This is a genomic window from Burkholderia sp. NLJ2 (genome assembly GCF_049487195.1).
Classification (GTDB): domain Bacteria; phylum Pseudomonadota; class Gammaproteobacteria; order Burkholderiales; family Burkholderiaceae; genus Burkholderia; species Burkholderia pyrrocinia.
The window spans coordinates 891,783-909,310 of record NZ_CP137810.1 but is presented as its reverse complement, the minus strand read 5'-3'; the positions used below and the strand labels follow the sequence as shown (position 1 = coordinate 909,310).

Annotated in this window: 16 protein-coding genes; 9 read left to right on the top strand and 7 right to left on the bottom strand. The window is 68.4% G+C overall.

Annotation, left to right across the window (positions count from 1 at the left end):
* Positions 1–186: 186 nt before the first annotated feature.
* On the top strand, positions 187–2,370 hold the full coding sequence (locus tag R9B84_RS26420; protein ID WP_423762960.1) for an FUSC family protein: 2,184 nt from the start codon (positions 187–189) through the stop codon (positions 2,368–2,370).
* A 136-nt stretch (positions 2,371–2,506) separates the two neighbouring features.
* Positions 2,507–2,719, top strand: a complete 213-nt coding sequence (locus tag R9B84_RS26415) for a hypothetical protein (RefSeq protein WP_096474441.1) — start codon at positions 2,507–2,509, stop codon at positions 2,717–2,719.
* Positions 2,720–2,848: 129 nt separating this feature from the next.
* Here the strand turns inward: R9B84_RS26415 and R9B84_RS26410 are convergent, their stop codons facing one another.
* Together R9B84_RS26410 and R9B84_RS26405 are read right to left on the bottom strand one after the other, a co-directional pair.
* Positions 2,849–3,958, bottom strand: a complete 1,110-nt coding sequence (locus R9B84_RS26410) for a P1 family peptidase (protein ID WP_423762959.1) — start codon at positions 3,956–3,958, stop codon at positions 2,849–2,851.
* A gap of 64 nt (positions 3,959–4,022) precedes the next feature.
* A complete protein-coding gene (locus R9B84_RS26405) occupies positions 4,023–5,429 on the bottom strand; it encodes an APC family permease (RefSeq protein WP_047903350.1) in 1,407 nt (468 codons plus the stop codon).
* 124 nt (positions 5,430–5,553) lie between these two features.
* Between R9B84_RS26405 and R9B84_RS26400 the strand changes: the two genes are divergently transcribed.
* Both R9B84_RS26400 and R9B84_RS26395 read left to right on the top strand, forming a co-directional pair.
* Positions 5,554–6,354, top strand: coding sequence for a helix-turn-helix transcriptional regulator (locus R9B84_RS26400; protein ID WP_423762958.1), 801 nt, complete (start codon positions 5,554–5,556; stop codon positions 6,352–6,354).
* A gap of 138 nt (positions 6,355–6,492) precedes the next feature.
* Positions 6,493–6,876 (top strand): hypothetical protein, encoded by a 384-nt coding sequence (locus R9B84_RS26395; protein WP_423762957.1) that lies wholly within the window; start codon positions 6,493–6,495, stop codon positions 6,874–6,876.
* Positions 6,877–6,948: 72 nt separating this feature from the next.
* Here the strand turns inward: R9B84_RS26395 and R9B84_RS26390 are convergent, their stop codons facing one another.
* The gene (locus R9B84_RS26390; RefSeq protein WP_423762956.1) at positions 6,949–7,254 is read right to left on the bottom strand and encodes a panthothenate synthetase; all 306 of its coding nucleotides are present in this window, start codon (positions 7,252–7,254) and stop codon (positions 6,949–6,951) included.
* Between the two features lie 188 nt (positions 7,255–7,442).
* Complete coding sequence (locus R9B84_RS26385) at positions 7,443–8,882, bottom strand: cytochrome P450 (protein WP_423762955.1); 1,440 nt, start codon at positions 8,880–8,882, stop codon at positions 7,443–7,445.
* A gap of 87 nt (positions 8,883–8,969) precedes the next feature.
* On the opposite strand from R9B84_RS26385, the gene R9B84_RS26380 reads away from it, so the two are divergent.
* Positions 8,970–9,905 (top strand): AraC family transcriptional regulator, encoded by a 936-nt coding sequence (locus tag R9B84_RS26380; RefSeq protein ID WP_423762954.1) that lies wholly within the window; start codon positions 8,970–8,972, stop codon positions 9,903–9,905.
* A gap of 65 nt (positions 9,906–9,970) precedes the next feature.
* On the opposite strand, the gene R9B84_RS26375 is transcribed toward R9B84_RS26380, so the two are convergent.
* Positions 9,971–10,360: a nuclear transport factor 2 family protein gene (locus R9B84_RS26375; protein ID WP_423762953.1), complete on the bottom strand. Its 390-nt coding sequence runs from the start codon at positions 10,358–10,360 to the stop codon at positions 9,971–9,973.
* Positions 10,361–10,666: 306 nt separating this feature from the next.
* Between R9B84_RS26375 and R9B84_RS26370 the strand changes: the two genes are divergently transcribed.
* From R9B84_RS26370 to R9B84_RS26355, 4 genes are all read left to right on the top strand, one after another.
* Positions 10,667–11,551 (top strand): LysR substrate-binding domain-containing protein, encoded by an 885-nt coding sequence (locus R9B84_RS26370; protein WP_423762952.1) that lies wholly within the window; start codon positions 10,667–10,669, stop codon positions 11,549–11,551.
* A 164-nt stretch (positions 11,552–11,715) separates the two neighbouring features.
* Positions 11,716–12,648, top strand: coding sequence for an AEC family transporter (locus R9B84_RS26365; protein WP_423762951.1), 933 nt, complete (start codon positions 11,716–11,718; stop codon positions 12,646–12,648).
* A gap of 126 nt (positions 12,649–12,774) precedes the next feature.
* The gene (locus R9B84_RS26360; protein ID WP_423762950.1) at positions 12,775–13,707 is read left to right on the top strand and encodes a DMT family transporter; all 933 of its coding nucleotides are present in this window, start codon (positions 12,775–12,777) and stop codon (positions 13,705–13,707) included.
* Between the two features lie 294 nt (positions 13,708–14,001).
* On the top strand, positions 14,002–14,376 hold the full coding sequence (locus tag R9B84_RS26355) for a hypothetical protein (RefSeq protein ID WP_423762949.1): 375 nt from the start codon (positions 14,002–14,004) through the stop codon (positions 14,374–14,376).
* 149 nt (positions 14,377–14,525) lie between these two features.
* Here the strand turns inward: R9B84_RS26355 and R9B84_RS26350 are convergent, their stop codons facing one another.
* Positions 14,526–16,043: a CoA-acylating methylmalonate-semialdehyde dehydrogenase gene (locus R9B84_RS26350; protein WP_423762948.1), complete on the bottom strand. Its 1,518-nt coding sequence runs from the start codon at positions 16,041–16,043 to the stop codon at positions 14,526–14,528.
* 50 nt (positions 16,044–16,093) lie between these two features.
* Positions 16,094–17,452 carry an aspartate aminotransferase family protein gene (locus R9B84_RS26345; protein WP_423762947.1) on the bottom strand — a complete coding sequence of 453 codons (1,359 nt, stop codon included), beginning with the start codon at positions 17,450–17,452 and terminating at the stop codon, positions 16,094–16,096.
* Positions 17,453–17,528: the final 76 nt, after the last annotated feature.

Here is a 17,528-nt window from a genome sequence, read left to right as displayed (position 1 = left end):
TGTAGCGGAGCCGCTATTTTCCTCCACGGGGTGCGACAGATTGTTGCTCCGGCTGCAACTATCGTTTCCCCGCAGCTGCGTTAATGCACGGGCGCCGCACTCCTACAATCGGCGCCTCACCAGTCGAACGGACCCGTCCGGACGCGCCGCGGCATCACGCTCGGCGTCGCACGCCCCTCTCTTTTCATGAAGCCACAACCTGCGATCGAGCAACCTTCCATCGAACCCGCACGATGGCGATCATGGCTCGATCCGCTCGGCGACGCGGCACGCGACTGGGCCGCCAGCGACGGCCTGATCTGGCTGCACCTCGCGAAGACCGTGTTCGCGGCGCTCCTTGCGATGGGCATCGCGATGCGTCTGGAGATGTCGCAGCCGCGCACGGCGATGACGACCGTGTTCGTGCTGATGCAGCCGCTGTCGGGGATGGTGTTCGCGAAGAGTTTCTACCGCGTGCTCGGCACGGCGGCCGGCCTCGTCGCCGCGCTTGCGCTCGGCGGGCTGTTCGCGCAGCAACCCGAGCTGTACATGGCCGGCATCACGCTATGGATCGGCGGCTGCATCGCGCTCGCGGTGCGCAACCGCCATTTCCGCTGGTACGGCTTCGTGCTCGCCGGCTACACGGCCGCGCTGATCGGCCTGCCGGCGGTGATGACGCCGCAGTCGCTGTTCCAGTCCGCACTCACGCGCGCCGCGGAAGTCGCGCTCGGCATCGCATGTTCGGGCGCCGTCAGCGCATTGATCCTGCCGCTCAGTTCCGCGAAGGCGCTGATGCGCTCGCTGAGCGCACGCCACGCGACGTTCGCGGCCTTCACGGCCGGCGCGCTTGCGGGGGCCGTCGCACGCGGCGATTTCGAGCGGCGCTTCGCCGATTTCGTCGACGACATCGTCGGCTTCGAAGCGAACCGCGCATTCGCGTCGTTCGAGGATCCGCACATTCGCGCGCGCAGCCGCCGGCTTGCGCGGCTGAACAGCGAATTCATGAACGCATGCACGCGGTTGCATGCACTGCACCAGCTCGTCAAGCGCCTGCGCGCGAACGGCTCGGACGCGGTGCTCGACGCGCTTGCACCGCACATCGACGCGCTCGCGCAGCGGTTCGCCGCATTGCGCGACGAGCGGCCGCGCGGCATCGCACCGGCCACCGGTGCGATGCTCGATCTGCGCCGTTTCCACAGTGCGTTGCCGAAGGCCGCGCGCGCGTCGCGGCGGATCATCGAGGAACACGCGGCCGGCGGCCTGCTCGACTTCGATACGGCGATCGAGCTACTGTACCGCTTCATCGGCGAATATCTCGGCTACGCGGACACCTACGCGTCGCTCGACCAGGACGATCACGCATTCGAGCGCACGGTCACGCATTACGCGGTGAAGACCAACTCGTTCTTCGTCGGCTTCGCGTTCCTGCGCACGATCGTCGCCGTCGGCGCGATGAGCGCGTTCTGGATCGCGTCCGAATGGCCGAGCGGCTCGCTCGCGGTGATCGCCACCGCAATCGCGTGCGCGCTCAGCTCGACGTCGCCGCGCGCACCGAAGTTCGTCGCGCAGATGGGCGTCGGCGCGGCATTCGCGACCGCCGTCGGCTACCTGTTCCTGTGCTACGTGTATCCGAATATCGACGGCTTCCCGCTGCTGTGCGCGACGCTCGCGCCGGTGCTCGGCCTAGGCGCGTTTCTCGCGATGCGGCCCGGCCTGTCGGGCTACGGGATCGGCTTCGCGGTGTTCTTCTGCCTGCTCGCGGGCCCCGACAATGCGATCGCCTATACGCCCGAAATACTGGTCAACAACGGGCTGGCCGTCGTCGTTGCGATGCTCGCGTGCTCGATCGTGTTCGCGGTCGTGTTCCCCACCCACATGCCGTGGCTCACGGGCCGCATCGCGCACGACCTGCGCCGCCAGGTCACGCTCGCGTGCGAAGGCGCGCCGGACGGCCTCGCGCAGCGCTTCCAGTCGAGCACGCACGACCTGATGGCGCAGTTGCGCACGCTGCTCGTGCGACGCACGCGGCAGCATCGCGACGCGCTGCGCTGGATGCTGTCCACGCTCGAAGTCGGTCATGCGGTGATCGACCTGCGCGACGAACTGCACGCGTTCTCCGAATCGAAACCGCCGCAGACGCTGCGCTGGACCGGTTCGATCGATGCGGTGCTGCACGAGCTGCCGCGCTTCTTCGACGACCCGACGCCCGGCCACCATGCGCGCACGCTGAAATCGGTGAACCTCGCGATCCGCGCCGCGCAGCACACGCTGCAGGCGTGGTACGCGGTGCCCGACGCGCGCCGCCGCATGCAGCGGATCGTCGGCTGCCTGCACTTCATGCGCAGCGCGCTGCTCGACAAGGACGCACCGTTCAACCGGCATCGCCATTGAACATCGATGCGCACGCAACGGGATCCTTGTTCCGAATGGAAATAAGCTCTACAGGCGCGGTGATTAATCTTTAAGCAGTGCGAGCCTATAGTTTCCTCACTGCCAGCGAGACTGGCACTCACCCAGGAGAAACAAAATGAAGCCGCTGCACCTCGCCCTCGTTGCCCTGTCGCTCACCGCTGCTGTCGCCCACGCACAGCCCGCGCCGGCCGACGTCGCACCGCAACAGGCGAACCGCGCCGAAGCCGTCAAGGCCGCAGGCCGCGTCGATCGCGCGCAATCGAAGCAGGAAGACCCGAACGCCTGTGTCGGCCCCGTCAGCTTCTGCAACATCTACTTCGGCAGCTGACCATGACGCCGCGTCGTCACGGCCAGGCCCGCATCGCCCGCATCGAATCCGCGGGCGGGCGGCGGACCGGCCGAGCGCCGCATCGCATTCCCGCTCCACGCCGCTTCGATTGAAGCGGCGCATGCCGTTTCAGGCGCCACGCCCCGGCCGCCACCCCACTTCGCGCAACGCATCCAGCAAGCGCGCCTGCCCTAGCCCCTCGACCCGCGCACCACGCGATTCGACGTCGCCACCCGCGACAAGCGCATTCACGATCGCTTCCTCCACCGCCTCCGCCGCCGCGACGAACAGCGCGGAAATATGGTCGTTGTTGACCATCTTCACGCCGGTGGTCGGCGCGCCCTTGCTGCCGTAGTTCGCCGCCGGCAGCCCGTCGTTGCCGGTTGCGAACGCAAGGAAGATGTCGCCGCTCGAATCCTCGGTGCCGCCGCCGACGCGTGCGAGCCCGACGCTCGCGCGCTGCGCGAGGCGCGCGCATTGATGCGGCAGCAGCGGCGCGTCGGTCGCGATCGTGACGACGATCGAACCCATGCCGGCCTCGCCTGTCGCGTCGGGCACGCGGAACGGCGAATGCACGTGCCGCAGCACTTCGCCGACCGGATAACCGGCCACGCGCAGCATCTCGCGCACGCCGTAGTTCGCCTGCACGAGCGCACCGACGGTCCAGCCGCCCGCATCGGCCGCGAGCACGCGCGACGCGGTGCCGATGCCACCCTTGAACTCGTGGCAGATCATCCCCGTGCCGCCGCCCACGCCGCCTTCGGCAACCGGTCCCGACTGCGTGGCGGCCAGCGCGCACTGCACGTGCGCGGCGCTCACGTGCTGCCCCCAGATGTCGTTCAGCAGCCCGTCGTAGGTTTCCATCACGACCGGCATGCACCAGTACACGCGACCGGCCGCCGCTTCCCGCTCGTTCGCGACGAGCGCGTCGCGCACCGCGCCGACGCTGTGCGTGTTCGTATAGGCGATCGGCGTCGTCAGCAGGCCCGCCTCGCGGATCCATTCGAGCCCCGTCGCGTCGCCGTTGCCGTTCAGCACGTGCACGCCGGCGAAACACGGCGAATCGTGCGCAGTGCCCGCGCGCGGCTCGATGACGGTGACGCCGGTGCGGATCGATGCGTCGCCGTTCTCGACGTTCAGCGTGCAATGTCCGACCCGCACGCCCGGAACGTCCGTGATCGCGTTGAAGCGGCCCGGCGTGCCGAGTCCGATGCGGATGCCGAGATCCCTCGTGCGCATGATGCAATTCCTCCAGTCTTTCAATGGTTCGGTGTTTCGGTGCTGCAACGTGACGATCCGGCGTTCAGAGCGCGCGGAATGCTTCGCTGTGGCGCGCCCAGACGACATACATCACGAGTGCGGCGACCAGCAGCCCGGCGATGATGATCAGGTCGGTCGGCTTCGTCGCCGTCGCCAGCGTCGTGTAGAGCGTATACGCGGCGCCCGCCACCGCGACGAGCGGCGTCACGGGCCACAGCGGCATCCGGTAGTGATGTTCGACGTCGCGGCGCACGAACCGGCTCGCCAATGCGGCCAGCCCGACGACCAGGTAAATCAGCAGCAGCAGGTCGACCGTGAACGCGGTCAGCTCGTCGAGGCTCGACACGAACACGAGCCCGGCTGACGGCACCGCGAGCGCGATCGTCGCGAGCCACGGCGATTCCAGGCGCGGATGGATCGTCGAGAATGCGCGGTTGCAGGTACGCGACCAGAGCGCGTGCCGGCCGCTGCTGTACAGCAGGCGGCCCATCGTGATCACGATCGCGATGATCGCGTTGAACACCGACAGGAAGATCCCGGCGCTGACCACGCGCGACACGGCCGGGTTGCTCAGCGAACGCACGACATAGCCGATCGGGTCGGCACTCTTCGTCAATTCCGTCAGCGACGGCGCGCCGAGCACGATCGCGGTGAGCGGAACCAGTTCGACGACGAGGATCACGAGCAGCGAATAGATCACGGCCTTCGCGACGTTGCGGTTGCCGCCGCGCAGGTCTTCGGCGAGGTACGCAGCGGAGCCGAAGCCGTTGTAGCAGAAGATCGCCGTGCCGATCGCGGGCACGATGGCGGCGAGCGTCGCCGGCACGAGCGCGTTGCCGCTCGCGACGACCGGCGCGACCAGCACGTCGGCGCCGCGATGCAGCGAGCCGAAGCCGAGCCCGGCGATCAGCATCAGCACGCCGATCTCGACGACGAGAAACGCGCCGGTGATCCACGCATTCGTCTTGATGTTCAGCATGCCGAGCAGGTAGCTGAGCAGCACGATCGTCAGCGCGACCGACTGGTTGCTGAAGTGCGTGCCGAGCGCGTTGTTCAGGTACGGCGCAGCGCCGCTCGCGAGCACGGCCGGAATGAACACGCTGACGGACAGCACCGTGATGAAGGTCAGGTAGCCGGGCAGCGTGCCGAACACGCGCTTGGCCATCACGTATTCGCCGCCCGCGCTGCGATGCGCGGCACTGAGCTCCGCATAGCAGAGCGCGAATGCGAGTGCGAGCACGCCGCCGAGCAGGAACGACAATACGGCGCCGCTGCCGGCCTGCTGGATCGCGAACGGCGCGATCACGAAGATCGAGCTTGCGGGGGTCACGCCCGACACGGTGATCATCACCGCGTCGCGCACGCTGAGCGTCTGCGACAGTGCGCGCGGCGCGTCTTCCGTTGCAGGCGCCGCTTGCAGCGTGCCCGTCGATTCCGACATCATCGCCATCTCGTTCTCCTGTGCTGCGGTTTTTTGAACGCCCATACTCGGGCCCGATTGATTGCGTGGCAGTCTAGGAAGCCAATTTCAGGACCGCTATTCCCCCTTCGTGTTACGCCCTTCCGGTGGTGGTATGGATCGTCTCTTCTCCGAAATCGCGATGCACCAGGCGCTTGGCCGCGCAATCGATCATCTCGGCCAGCCGCGCTTCTGGCGGTTCCTCGTGCTGCTGCTCAATGAAATGACGCCGTTCGACAATGCGCTCGCGACCGCGATTGGTCGCGACGGCGTGCCGCTCGTGCTCGACGAGTACGACACCGGCGGCACCGACACCGCGTCGCCGGTGCCGCTTTACCTGAATGGGTTATATCTGCTCGACCCGTTCCTGCAGGCCGCGCACGACGGGCTCGCCGACGGATGCTACCGGCTCGAGGAAGTCGCGCCCGACCTGTTCCGGCAGAGCGAGTATTTCCTGAGCTATTTCCGCGATGCGGTCGGCGACGACGAGATCCAGATCCTCGTGCGGCCGAACGCCGATACGCTGCTGTCGTTGTCGCTCGGTGCGGCCGCGCGCTTCGACGTCGAGCCGCTCGGCAAGCTGACGGCCGCCATGCCGTGGGTGCTCGCGACGATCCGGCAGCACTGGCGGCTGGTCGGCGACGCCGCGCGCACGACACCCGACGCCGATCTCGGCGCGCGCGTCGAGCAGGCACTCGCGCGCTTCGGCGCGGGCGTGCTGACCGATCGCGAGATGTCGATCGCGAGAATGGTGCTGCGCGGCAATTCGTCGAAGGCGATTGCCGAGCGGCTGACGATCTCGCCGGAAACGGTGAAGGTGCATCGGCGACATCTTTACGCGAAGCTCGGGATCTCGTCGCAGCCCGAGCTGTTTTCGCGGTTCATCCAGGCGCTGGGAGAAGATGCGGCCGGATGAGCGCATCGAGCAGTACGGATGGCAACCGGCGCGGAATCGCGCACTATCCGTGAATCGCCGCAATCCGTGGTCATCCGGTGAAGCACACGCGGATGTTCCGTCGACAACCAGGCTGCCCGGAAACAGGAATCCCGATCCATGTCGCTCATTCCGCTCGTCGGACTTGGCTGGTTGCTGCCATGTGCGATCAGCGCCGCATCGATCGTGCTCGTGCCGCCGCTGCTGCTGGTCGCCTGCCTGATGGGGAAGGATGTCTGGTCGATCCTGACGCGCGGCCGGCTGCAGTTCGCGTTCCTGGCCTACCTCGGTTCCGCGCCGGTGCCGGCGGTTTTCACATTCCTGCTGGAAGCCGGCGCCGCCGCCGGGAGTGCCGGCGGCGTGGCGCCCGACGGCCTGTACAGATGGAACGAACGGTGCGTTTTCATTTTCGTTGGCGCGGCTGCACTGAGCGGCCTGCTGTTGCTGCTGCGGCCGCAAGACTGGCGAGCGGCAAACGTCGAGCCGTCACAGTCTGCGGAATAGCCGGCACGCGAACGCCGCGCCATGCCGCCCGCCCGTTTTTCAGGCAGGGGCACGGTCATGCGCAGCGTCCTGCTACTGCCACTTCGCGCCGAGTTGCGCGAGCCCGGCGTTCCGGAGATCGTCCGGCAGCATCACCACGCGGAACTCGCAGTCTGCATTCAACATCAGGAACCATGGCTCCGCGAGCGCCGGGATCTGCGACGGGTCATCCAGATTGACGATCACGACCGCCCCACGTCCGCCGCTCTGCTCCGTGAAATACACGGCCTCCGGCTTGACCGCTTCGAGTATTCGCGAGATCACGTCGCCGACGCTGCCGTCGCGCACCAGCGTGTTGAACGGCTCGTGAGGGATTCGTATGTTGAGAAGCATGCGCATGACCATCCTCCTTGGGCTCCGCCCGGCGTGGGCCCTTCAAGCATAGGTGTTACGCGACGCCGCGCCAGTGGCGCCGCAAGCAGTTGCCGGCACGCATTCACATTCCGACGATTCGATGACACCGCGTCGCGCAAACGGCAAGCGCCGGTGCGATGCAGGCCGGGTCGAATCGACCGCTTATGCCCCCGTCATGCGGAGACTGTATCGACCGTCAGCCCGGTCGGCGCGATCGCCAGATGCAACGCATGCTCCGGCCGCAGCGTCACGTTCAGCACCGCGCGCGGCGGCGTCATGCCGGGCGGCACCGACAACACGTAACGCTGCAGGATCATCGCAGCCACCACCGTCATCTCCGTCATCGCCAGATGCTGCCCGAGGCATACGCGCGGGCCCGTGCCGAACGGCATGTACGCGCCGCGCGGCAGCGCCGGCGCATCGTCGGCGAAGCGCTCCGGACGAAACGCGTCGGGCTCCGGAAACCATCGTTCATCGCGCTGCATCAGTTGCAGCGGCAGCATGAACAGCGTCCGTGCGGGAAACTGCCATGCGCCCAGCGCGACCGGCCGCGATGCACGGCGGCTGATCAGGATCGGCGCGGACGGATACAGGCGCAGCGTTTCGTCGAGCGTCTGCGTCAGGTAGCGCAACGACGAGCGCGTGTCGGCGGACGGCGCGCGACCGCCCAGCACGCGGGACACCTCGTCGCGCGCGGCGGCTTGCACGGCCGGATTCGTGGCCATGCACCATGCCCACCAGGTCAGCGCCCCGGCCGTCGTCTCGTGACCGGCCAGGAACGCCGTCATGCATTCGTCGTGCACGGCCTGCAGCGGCCATTTCCGTGCATCCGCCCGATGCAGCCGCAACAGGCGCGACAGCAGATCGTCGGGCCACGTGCGCTCCGGCAGGTCGACGCGCGCACGCAGTTGCCGGTCGATCAGCCCGTTCAGCACCGCCGTCGCCCTCACCTTGCCGCGCTTCCACGGCATCCAGTCCGGCGTGCTCGCCGGCTGGTAGAACGCTGCGTCGGCCGCAGCGCTCACCGCGCGCACCGCGTCCTCGGCGGCACGCGCATCGTCGCCGATCGTATCGGAGAACATCGTGCGCATGATCACGTCCATCGCCAACGACGTCAGCGCGCTTTCGATCGGCCAGTCCGGATCGCGCGCGGGCCACTGCGCGAGTGCATGACCGGCCGTTGCCGCGATCGCCGGAACGAACGCCTGAACCGGCTTCGGCATGAAGTTCGGTTGCAACGCATGCCGCTTGTCGCGCCACGCATCGCCCTCGGCGACCAGCACGCTATGGCCGTGGACCTGCGCGAATATGCGGATCGCGCGCTCCCAGCGCCCGAACGCATCGTGATGCGTGACCAGCAGCTCGCGCACGAGCGCCGGATCGGTCACGACCACGGCGTGCTCGGGCCACACGCGCAAGTGCACGAGGTCGCCGTATTCGCACTGCCAGCCGGACAGCGTGCCGATCAGGTCGCGCGACATCTTGCGCAGCAGCCCCCACCCCGTCAGGCCGGCACGCGGCCCCGGCGGCCATACGCCGGGCGGGTGAAGCACGGGCGCCGGTGCAGCGGCGCCCGCATGGAATGGACATTGGGAAGATGATTGTGTGTTCATGGGCCGGATTGTCCGCGTCGGCGAGCCGGCGGTCTTGAACGCAAACGACATCGACACGCGTGCGGCCGGTCCCTATACTCCGGCGTCATGTTCTCCGGACTGCCATCGATCCCGCCGTCATGCCCCGATCCGCTTGCGCGCGCACCCCGTGTGTCGAGCGGCGGGCGGTCGCCGCATGCGCGGCTGCATCCCGCCCCGGCCGCGCTGCAGGGTGCGGTGGTCGCGATCGTCCTGCACGACACGCGCGGCTTCGCGTTGAGCGACGCGCAGCGACTCTCGCACTTTCCGGCCACGCCGCTCGTCTGCGTGTCGTGGTATCGGGATCTCGACGTGGGCTTCATCGAACCGACGGCCGACGGCCCGCAATGGCGCCCCTTCGGTGCGGCCGCGACGCTGTCGGGCAGCCACTCGGCCCCCACCGTCGCGTGGGCGCCGACGGGCGGGCTGATCGGCATGATCTGTTTCAACGCCGATGCGGCACGGACACTGTTCGGCATCGCGCTGCCGGACATCCACGACCGTGTGCTCGACGCGCACGCGTGCCTCGGCCGCGACTGGCACCCGCTGCTCGATGCGCTGATCGCCGCGGATCGCGACGCCGACGCGCTGGCGGCGATCGATCGCCATCTCGCGCCCCGCTGGCAGGCGCTTCGGCCCGCGACGCCGCTGTCGTCGCTCCGCAACGCGGGGCGTAGCTGGGTCGAGCGCCTCGCGCTGCAGGCGCGCGAATGGCGAGGCACGCACAGCCCGCGCCACGTCGAACGGCGCATCAAGACCTACAGCGGCCGATCGCTGCGCGAATGGCAGGCGCTCGTCAGGACGGAAAGCGCGTTCTTCGCGGCGCGCGACCGGTTCGAAGCCGGCGCCGCGTTCAACTGGGCGACGCTGGCGCTGGACGAAGGGTTCGCCGACCAGGCGCACCTGAGCCGCGAGGTCAAGCGCATCACGGGATTCTCGCCGAGCGAATTCACGCAACGCTTCATCGACGACGAATCGTTCTGGATGTACCGGCTCTGGGTGTGACGCGGCGGCGGCCGATCCCGCCTGGTCATCCGTTTCGCGATGAACGGCCCGCTTGCGTCCCCCACTCAACCGCGCGGTTCGACGAAACCGCCTTCAGGCGCAGCGTGCGGCACGTTCCAGCCGAAGTACACCTCGGCCTCGACGATCCGGCCGTCTCGGACGCGCAATCGCTCCGCGTTCCTGAACCGCTTGCCGCCGCTCGTTTCGGCCTCGTACACGACGAATACGTGCTCGCCGCGAACGACGACGTCGACGAAATCGAAGTGCGCCAGCGTCACGCTGTTCGGCCAGCAGCGCCGGAAATACGTGTCGCGGTCGAGCCGGTTGTCGAGCGGGCTCGTGAAGTGGAAGTCCGGCGCGATCAGCGCTTCGATCGCGTCGCGGTCCTTGTCGGCATATGCGCGATAGCAGGCGCGCGCAACGTCGCCCGGTTCGTCGCTCGGTTCGTCAAGCATCGTCGTGTCCTCCTCGAACGGTCGGTGTGGACCTCACTCGCGCAGGTTCAGGTGTTCCGGCGAAACGCACCCGATACCATCCACGTCAAGCCGCGTCGGCCGGCGGCCTGCTGCCTTCCATCGTATGCCGCCAATGCCGTGGTTGCCCGATTCGGCGGGCACGGGCATGATGTCCGCGAACTCGCCGGCCGCTTGTTTAGCCGATTCTTGCCGACCTCGCCGCACCTGCGCGGCGTGTCACGCGAACGCTGCCGCCGTCACGCGAGCCATCCGCATGCCTGCCCCGCCGCCCACGCCACTTCGTCCATGTCACTCCGCGCATTCAGAACGCTGGTCGCCATCGCCCGATACCGGACCTTCGCACGCGCCGGCGAAGCCATCGGGCTCACGCAGTCGGCGGTGAGCCTGCAGATCAAGACGCTCGAAAGCGAATACAACGTGCAGTTGTTCGACCGTTCGCGCCGGCAGCCCGTGCTCACCGAAGCCGGCAACATCCTGCTCGCGCAGGCCGAGCAGGTGCTCGCGATGGTCGACCGGATTCCCGATTCGCTCAGCGACGAGAAGAAGCTCGTCGGCCGCCTGCGGATCGGCGCGATCCAGACCGCGCTGTCCGGCCCGCTGCCCGACGCGCTGCTCGCGCTGCGCAACGCCCATCCGTCGCTGCGCGTGCACGTGTCGGCCGGCATGTCGGCCGAACTGGCGAACCGCGTCGCGGCCGGCGAACTCGATGCGGCGATCACGACGCGCCCGGTGCGCCCGCATCCGGCGGAACTGACGTGGACCACGCTGTACGAGGATCGCTTCTGGCTGCTCGCGCCGCCGGACCATGCGGAACGCGACGCGGGCACGCTGCTCGAAGCGCTGCCGTTCATCCGTTTCGACGCGCAGGCCTGGGCCGGCCGCATGATCGCCGCCGAGTTGCGCCGCATCGGCGTACGCGTGCGCGAAGAGATGGTGCTGGACAGCGCGGAAACGATCGCACGGATGGTGGCGCGCGGGCTCGGCGCGGCGATCGTCGCGCTTCCCGATGCGACGCTCGCGCGCCTGCCGCCCGTCACGCGCTTGCCGTTCGGCCAGCCGCAGATGGGGCGCGCGGTCGTGCTGCTCGAACACCAGTCGCGTCCGGCCGAGCGTTTCGCACGTGCGCTGGCCGCCGAAGTGACCGCATCATCGATGAGAATTTCTCATTGAACACCCGATAATTAACAATTATTCCTGTTGCTTGCGCGTGTTAACTTGGCCGCATCGTCACTCTTTCGATTGCGTGTCGCCATGTTGCCCGCCGGATGGATTCCCGCCTCGCTCCACCGCTCCGCCTGCCAGCTGCCCCGCACGGCCGGCGTGAAGGCGCGCCGATGATCGGCCCGATCCTGCTCGCGCTGGCGCCGGTCGCGCTACTGGTCGCGTTCGGCCACGGCCTCCGGCGCACGGGTTTCATCGCCGAAGCGTTCTGGCCGCAGGCCGAGCGCCTTTGCTACTACGTACTGCTGCCCGCGCTGTTCGCGGACGGCCTCGCGAACGCGCGACTGCAAGCGCTGCCCGTTTTACCGCTCGCGGCCGCGCTGGTCGGTTCGACCGCCGTCGCCGCGGCGCTTCTCCTGCTGGTCCGCCCGTTCGTCCGGGTCGACGGCGCCGGCTTCACGTCGGTGTTCCAGGGCGCGGTGCGCTTCAACAACTATGTCGGCACCGCGCTCGCCGCCGGGCTGTTCGGCGCAAAGGGCATCGCGCTCGCGGCCGTGGGCGTCGCGGCGATCGTCCCGACCGTCAACCTGATGTGCGTGTTGGTCTTCGCGCGGTATGGCGACACGCGGCTCGGCGCGAATGCGCTCGCGCGCCAGATCCTGTCGAATCCGCTCGTCGTCGCGTGTGCGCTCGGGATCGCGATGCAGGCCGGCGGCGTCGCGTTCCCGGCGGCCGTCGAGCCGGCCGTGCGCGCGCTCGGCGCGGCGTCGATGCCGCTCGGCCTGCTGTGCGTGGGCGCGGCGCTGAGATTCGACGCGGCCCGTACGTGGATTCAGCCGGTATGCGTCGCGTCGGCGTTCAAGTTCATGGCGATGCCGCTCATCACGCTCGCGGCCGGCCGCCTGTTCGGGCTCGGCGATGCGGCGCTGACGGTCGCGCTGCTGTTCCAGGCGCTGCCGACGTCGTCGGCGTCGTACATCATGGCTCGCCAGCTCGGCGGCGACGCGCCGCTGATGGCCGGCATCACCGCGTTCCAGACGGTCGCCGCGGCGCTTGCGATGCCGGTCGTGCTGACGGCGCTCGCATCGGCGCCCGTATTTCGCTGACGGTGCGGCACCCGCCCCCATCCCGTTGAATCAGCGCTGCGCGCCAGTCGTCGCACGGTTCGTGCCTCGTGAGCCGCGCGCGGTCGTGCACGCGTTGCCGCACTACCTTTCGAGAAACCACCCCACATGAACGCTCCCGCCCCACCGGCAGGCACCGCCGCCACCCGGCCGAATACGGCCATCTACGTGAAGCTCACGCTCGTCGCGCTGTTCTGGGGCGGCACGTTCATCGCGGGCCGGATCCTCGCTGCGTCGATGTCCGCGACTTCCGCGGCCACCGGCCGCTTCGCGATCGCCGCGCTGCTGCTGGTCGCGCTGACGTGGAAGTTCGAAGGCGGCCTGCCGAAGCTGAGCGGCCGCCAGATCGTGACGACCTTCGCGCTCGGCGCGACCGGGATCTTCCTGTACAACGTGTGCTTTTTCGCGGCGCTCGCGCGGATGCCGGCCGGCCGCACCGCGCTGTTCGTCGCGCTGAATCCGGTCGCCACCGCCGTGCTGCTGTCGGTCGTCATGCGGGAACGCCTGTCGCCGTCGCGCTGGGCCGGCATCGCCGTCGCGCTGTTCGGCGCGCTGGTCGTGATCAGTCGCGGCGAATGGCTGCGTGTGCTGACCGATCTCGGCAACACGTTCGGCGCCGGCGAACGATACATGCTGTGCGCGGTGCTGAGCTGGTCCGCCTACACGGTGATCGGCCGGCGCGCGCTCGACGGGCTGTCGCCGCTCGCGGCGACGACGTACGCGACGCTGTGGGGCCTCGCGCTGCTGGTCGTCGCGCATCTGTTCGGCCCGGGCGCAAGCGGCGGCATGCGGCTGACGTGGCAGGCCGTCGTGTCGATGATCTATCTCGGCGCGATCGGCACCGTGATCGCGTTCGTCTGGTATTCGCAGGGGATTCGCGAACTCGGGCCGGCCCGCGCGGCCGTGTTCACCAACCTGGTGCCCGTGTTCGGCGTGCTGCTGTCGGTCGCGCTGCTCGGCGAACTGCTGTCGCCATCGATGCTGGCCGGCGGCGCGCTCGTGATCGCGGGCGTCGTGCTGACCAATCGTGCGCGGCGCTGATACATCGCCGCACGCGCCGCGCCGGCTCGGGGACGGATCCCGAATACCGGATCGCGACGGCACTCGCCGAACCGTTGCGCGACGCCTGCGCACCGCCGCCACGCGCCCGGACTTTCTCGCAGCCGTGCCAAAAACCGCCTATCGTGAATGAAGTGCACCGTTCGCCGCCATCCGACCCTGCGTCGCTCGCACCGGCGGCAACGGTGCCGCGTTCCGGCACCATTCATCGCGATCGTCGCGCCCGCTCGCCCGTGCGCATGATCGCGGCCGCCCACCGGATTACAGGAGGCACTCATGAAAGCCGCGCTGCTCGTCAGTTCCGCCCTGCTCGCCATTGCGTCCGCTTCAGCCTCGGCCCAAGGCTCGATCACGAAAGTCGAAAACGGCGCGCTCGTCGCCGCGAACGGGATGACCGTCTACACGTTCGACAAGGACAAGCCCAACGCCGGCACCAGCGCATGCTCGGGCCAGTGCGAATCCTTCTGGCCGCCGTACAAGGCCAGCGCGACCGACGCACCGGTCGGGCCCTACACGATCGTGAAACGCGACGACGGCAGCCCGCAATGGGCGTACAAGGGCAAGCCGCTGTACTTCTTCTCGAAGGACATGAAACAGGGCGACCGCAACGGCGACAACTTCAAGGACATGTGGCACGTGGTCGCGCCGTAAGCGTTGTTCCGCCGCCGTCCGCGCAATCGGCGCGGACGTAAAAAAGCCCGCCCGGATCGTGGTCGATCAGGGCGGGCCTTCACCTCTTCACGCCGGCCGCGTTGCATCGCCAGCCGGCGGGCCGGCAACGCATGCAGCCGGCATGCGCGTCAGCGGTTCGACGGGAAGCTGAACACCGTCCCTTCGCGCACGCCCGCCGACGGCCAGCGCTGCGTGATCGTCTTGCGCTTCGTGTAGAACCGCACGGCGTCCGGGCCGTAGGCGTGCAGGTCGCCGAACAGCGAACGCTTCCAGCCGCCGAACGAGTGATACGCGACGGGCACCGGCAGCGGTACGTTGATGCCGACCATGCCGATCTGGATGTTGTCGCTGAAGTAGCGCGCGGCCTCGCCGTCGCGCGTGAACAGGCACGTGCCGTTGCCGTATTCGTGCGCGTCGATCAGCGCCATCGCCTCGTCGAGCGACTTCAGGCGGATCACGCCGAGCACGGGCCCGAAAATCTCGTGCTGGTAGATCGGCATGCCGGGCTTCACGTTGTCGAACAGGCACGGGCCGAGATAGTAGCCGCCGTCGTGGCCGTCGACCTTCACGCCGCGGCCGTCGACGACGAGCGTCGCGCCCGCCTCCACACCCGCTTCGACGAAGCCCGTCACCTTCTCGAAATGCTGCTGCGTGACGAGCGGGCCCATGTCGACGCCCGCGCCGTTGCCGGGGCCGACCTTCATCTTGTCGATTTCCGCCTTCAGGCCCGCGACGACCTTGTCGCCCGTCTCGTCGCCGATCGCGACGACCAGCGGAATCGCCATGCAGCGCTCGCCGCACGAGCCGTACGCGGCGCCCATCAGCGCGTTCACCGCGTTGCCGATGTCGGCGTCGGGCATCACGACCGCGAAGTTCTTCGCGCCGCCGAGCGCCTGCACGCGCTTGCCGTGCGCGCAGCCGGTCGAATAGATGGTTTCGGCGATCGGCGTCGAGCCGACGAAGCTCACGGCCTTCACGCGCGGATCGGTCAGGATCGTGTCGACCGCTTCCTTGTCGCCGTTCACGACATTCAGCACGCCCGGCGGCAGGCCGGCCTCGAGCGCGAGCTCGGCCATGCGCAGCGTCGACGACGGCGTGCGCTCGGACGGCTTCAGCACGAACGTGTTGCCGCACGCGACGGCCATCGGCCACATCCACAGCGGCACCATCACCGGGAAGTTGAACGGCGTGATGCCGGCGGCGACGCCAAGCGCCTGGAACTCGCTCCACGAATCGATCGCGGGGCCGACGTTCTTGCTGTGCTCGCCCTTCAGCAGCTCGGGCACGTAGCTCGCGTATTCGACGTTCTCGATCCCGCGCTGCAGTTCGCCCATCGCATCGGCGAGCACCTTGCCGTGCTCGGCCGTGATCAGCGCGCACAGCTCGTCGGCGTGCTCCTCGAGCAGCGTCTTGAAGCGGCTCATCACGCGGGCGCGCTTCAGCGGCGGCGTGTTGCGCCACGCCGGGAACGCGGCCTGCGCGGACGCGATCGCGGCTTCGACGGTCAGCTTGTCGGCGAGCGCAACGCTCTTGTCCGATGCGCCGGTGGCCGGATCGAACACCGGCTGGACGCGGCTGCCGCCGTCGACGCGCTTGCCGTCGATCAGGTGGCCGACGGTGGAGGTCACATTGCTGTCGTGTTTCATGGTTCAGGCTCGTTCGTGAATTCGGTTGTCGCTGGGGGGCGAGCCGCGGCTCAGTCCACTTCGTTCAGTGCGTCGGACAGCGCGTTGACCAGGTTGTCGATCTCGCGCTTCTCCGAGATGAACGGCGGCGCGAGCTGGATCGTGTCGCCGCCGTAGCGCACGTAGAAGCCCTTCGCCCAGCAGCGCATCGCGATCTCGTACGGGCGCCGTGCGGGTTCGCCCGGCAGCGCCGCGATCGTCAGGCCGGCCGCGAGGCCGTAGTTGCGGATGTCAGTGATGTGGCGCTGGCCCTTCAGCCCGTGCACGGCCGCCTCGAAATGCGGCGCGAGATCGCGCACGCGGGCCACCGCGTCTTCCTTCACGAGCAGGTCCAGCGCCGCGACGCCGGCCGCGCACGCGACCGGGTGCGCCGAATACGTGTAGCCGTGCGGGAATTCGAGCATGTACTCGGGGCCGCCCGCAGCCATGAACGTGTCGTAGATTTCCTTCGTCGCGACCACGCCGCCGAGCGGCTGCACGCCGTTCGTCACCTGCTTCGCGAAGTTCAGGATGTCCGGCGTCACGCCGAATGCGTCCGCGCCCGTCATCGCGCCGGCACGGCCGAAGCCCGTGATGACCTCGTCGAAAATCAGCAGGATGTCGTGCGCGGTACAGATGTCGCGCAGGCGCTTCAGATAGCCCTTCGGCGGTACGACCACGCCCGCCGAACCGGAGAACGGCTCGACGATCACGGCCGCGATGTTCGATGCGTCGTGCAGCGCGATCAGGTCGAGCAGGCGGTCGGCCAGCTCCGCGCCGTGTTCGGGCATCCCGCGCGAGAACTTGTTCTCGGCGAGTTGCGTGTGCGGCAGGAAATCGGCGTCGAGGCCCTGCCCGAACAGCTTGCGGTTCGGCCCGATCCCGCCGACCGAGATGCCGCCGAAGTTCACGCCGTGGTAGCCCTTCTCGCGGCCGATCAGGCGCGTCTTCGTGCCCTTGCCCTTTGCGCGCCAGTACGCGCGGGCCAGCTTCAGCGACGTGTCGGCCGCCTCCGAGCCCGACCCCGTGAAGAACACATAGTCGAGGCCGGCCGGCGTCAGTTCCTTGATCTTGTTCGCGAGTTCGAACGACTTCGGGTGACCGAACTGGAACGCCGGCGCGTAGTCGAGCTGCGCGACCTGGCGGCTCACAGCTTCGACGATTTCCGTGCGGCCATGACCGAGGCCCGTGCACCAGAGACCCGACAGGCCGTCGAAGATCTTGCGGCCTTCGGCGTCCGTGTAATACGCGCCCTGGCCCGACACGATCATGCGCGGATCGGCCTTGAACTGGCGATTGGCCGTGAACGGCATCCAGTGCGCGTCGAGCCACGCGGCGTCGGTGCGGATGGTCGAGTCGTCCTGCTGCGCGGCGGTGGTGATGTCGGTCATGTCGGTCGGCGCGGCGCGCCCCTCCTTCTTGTGATGATGTTGCGTATTGTCGGGAGGCCAATTAGTCTCTTCAATA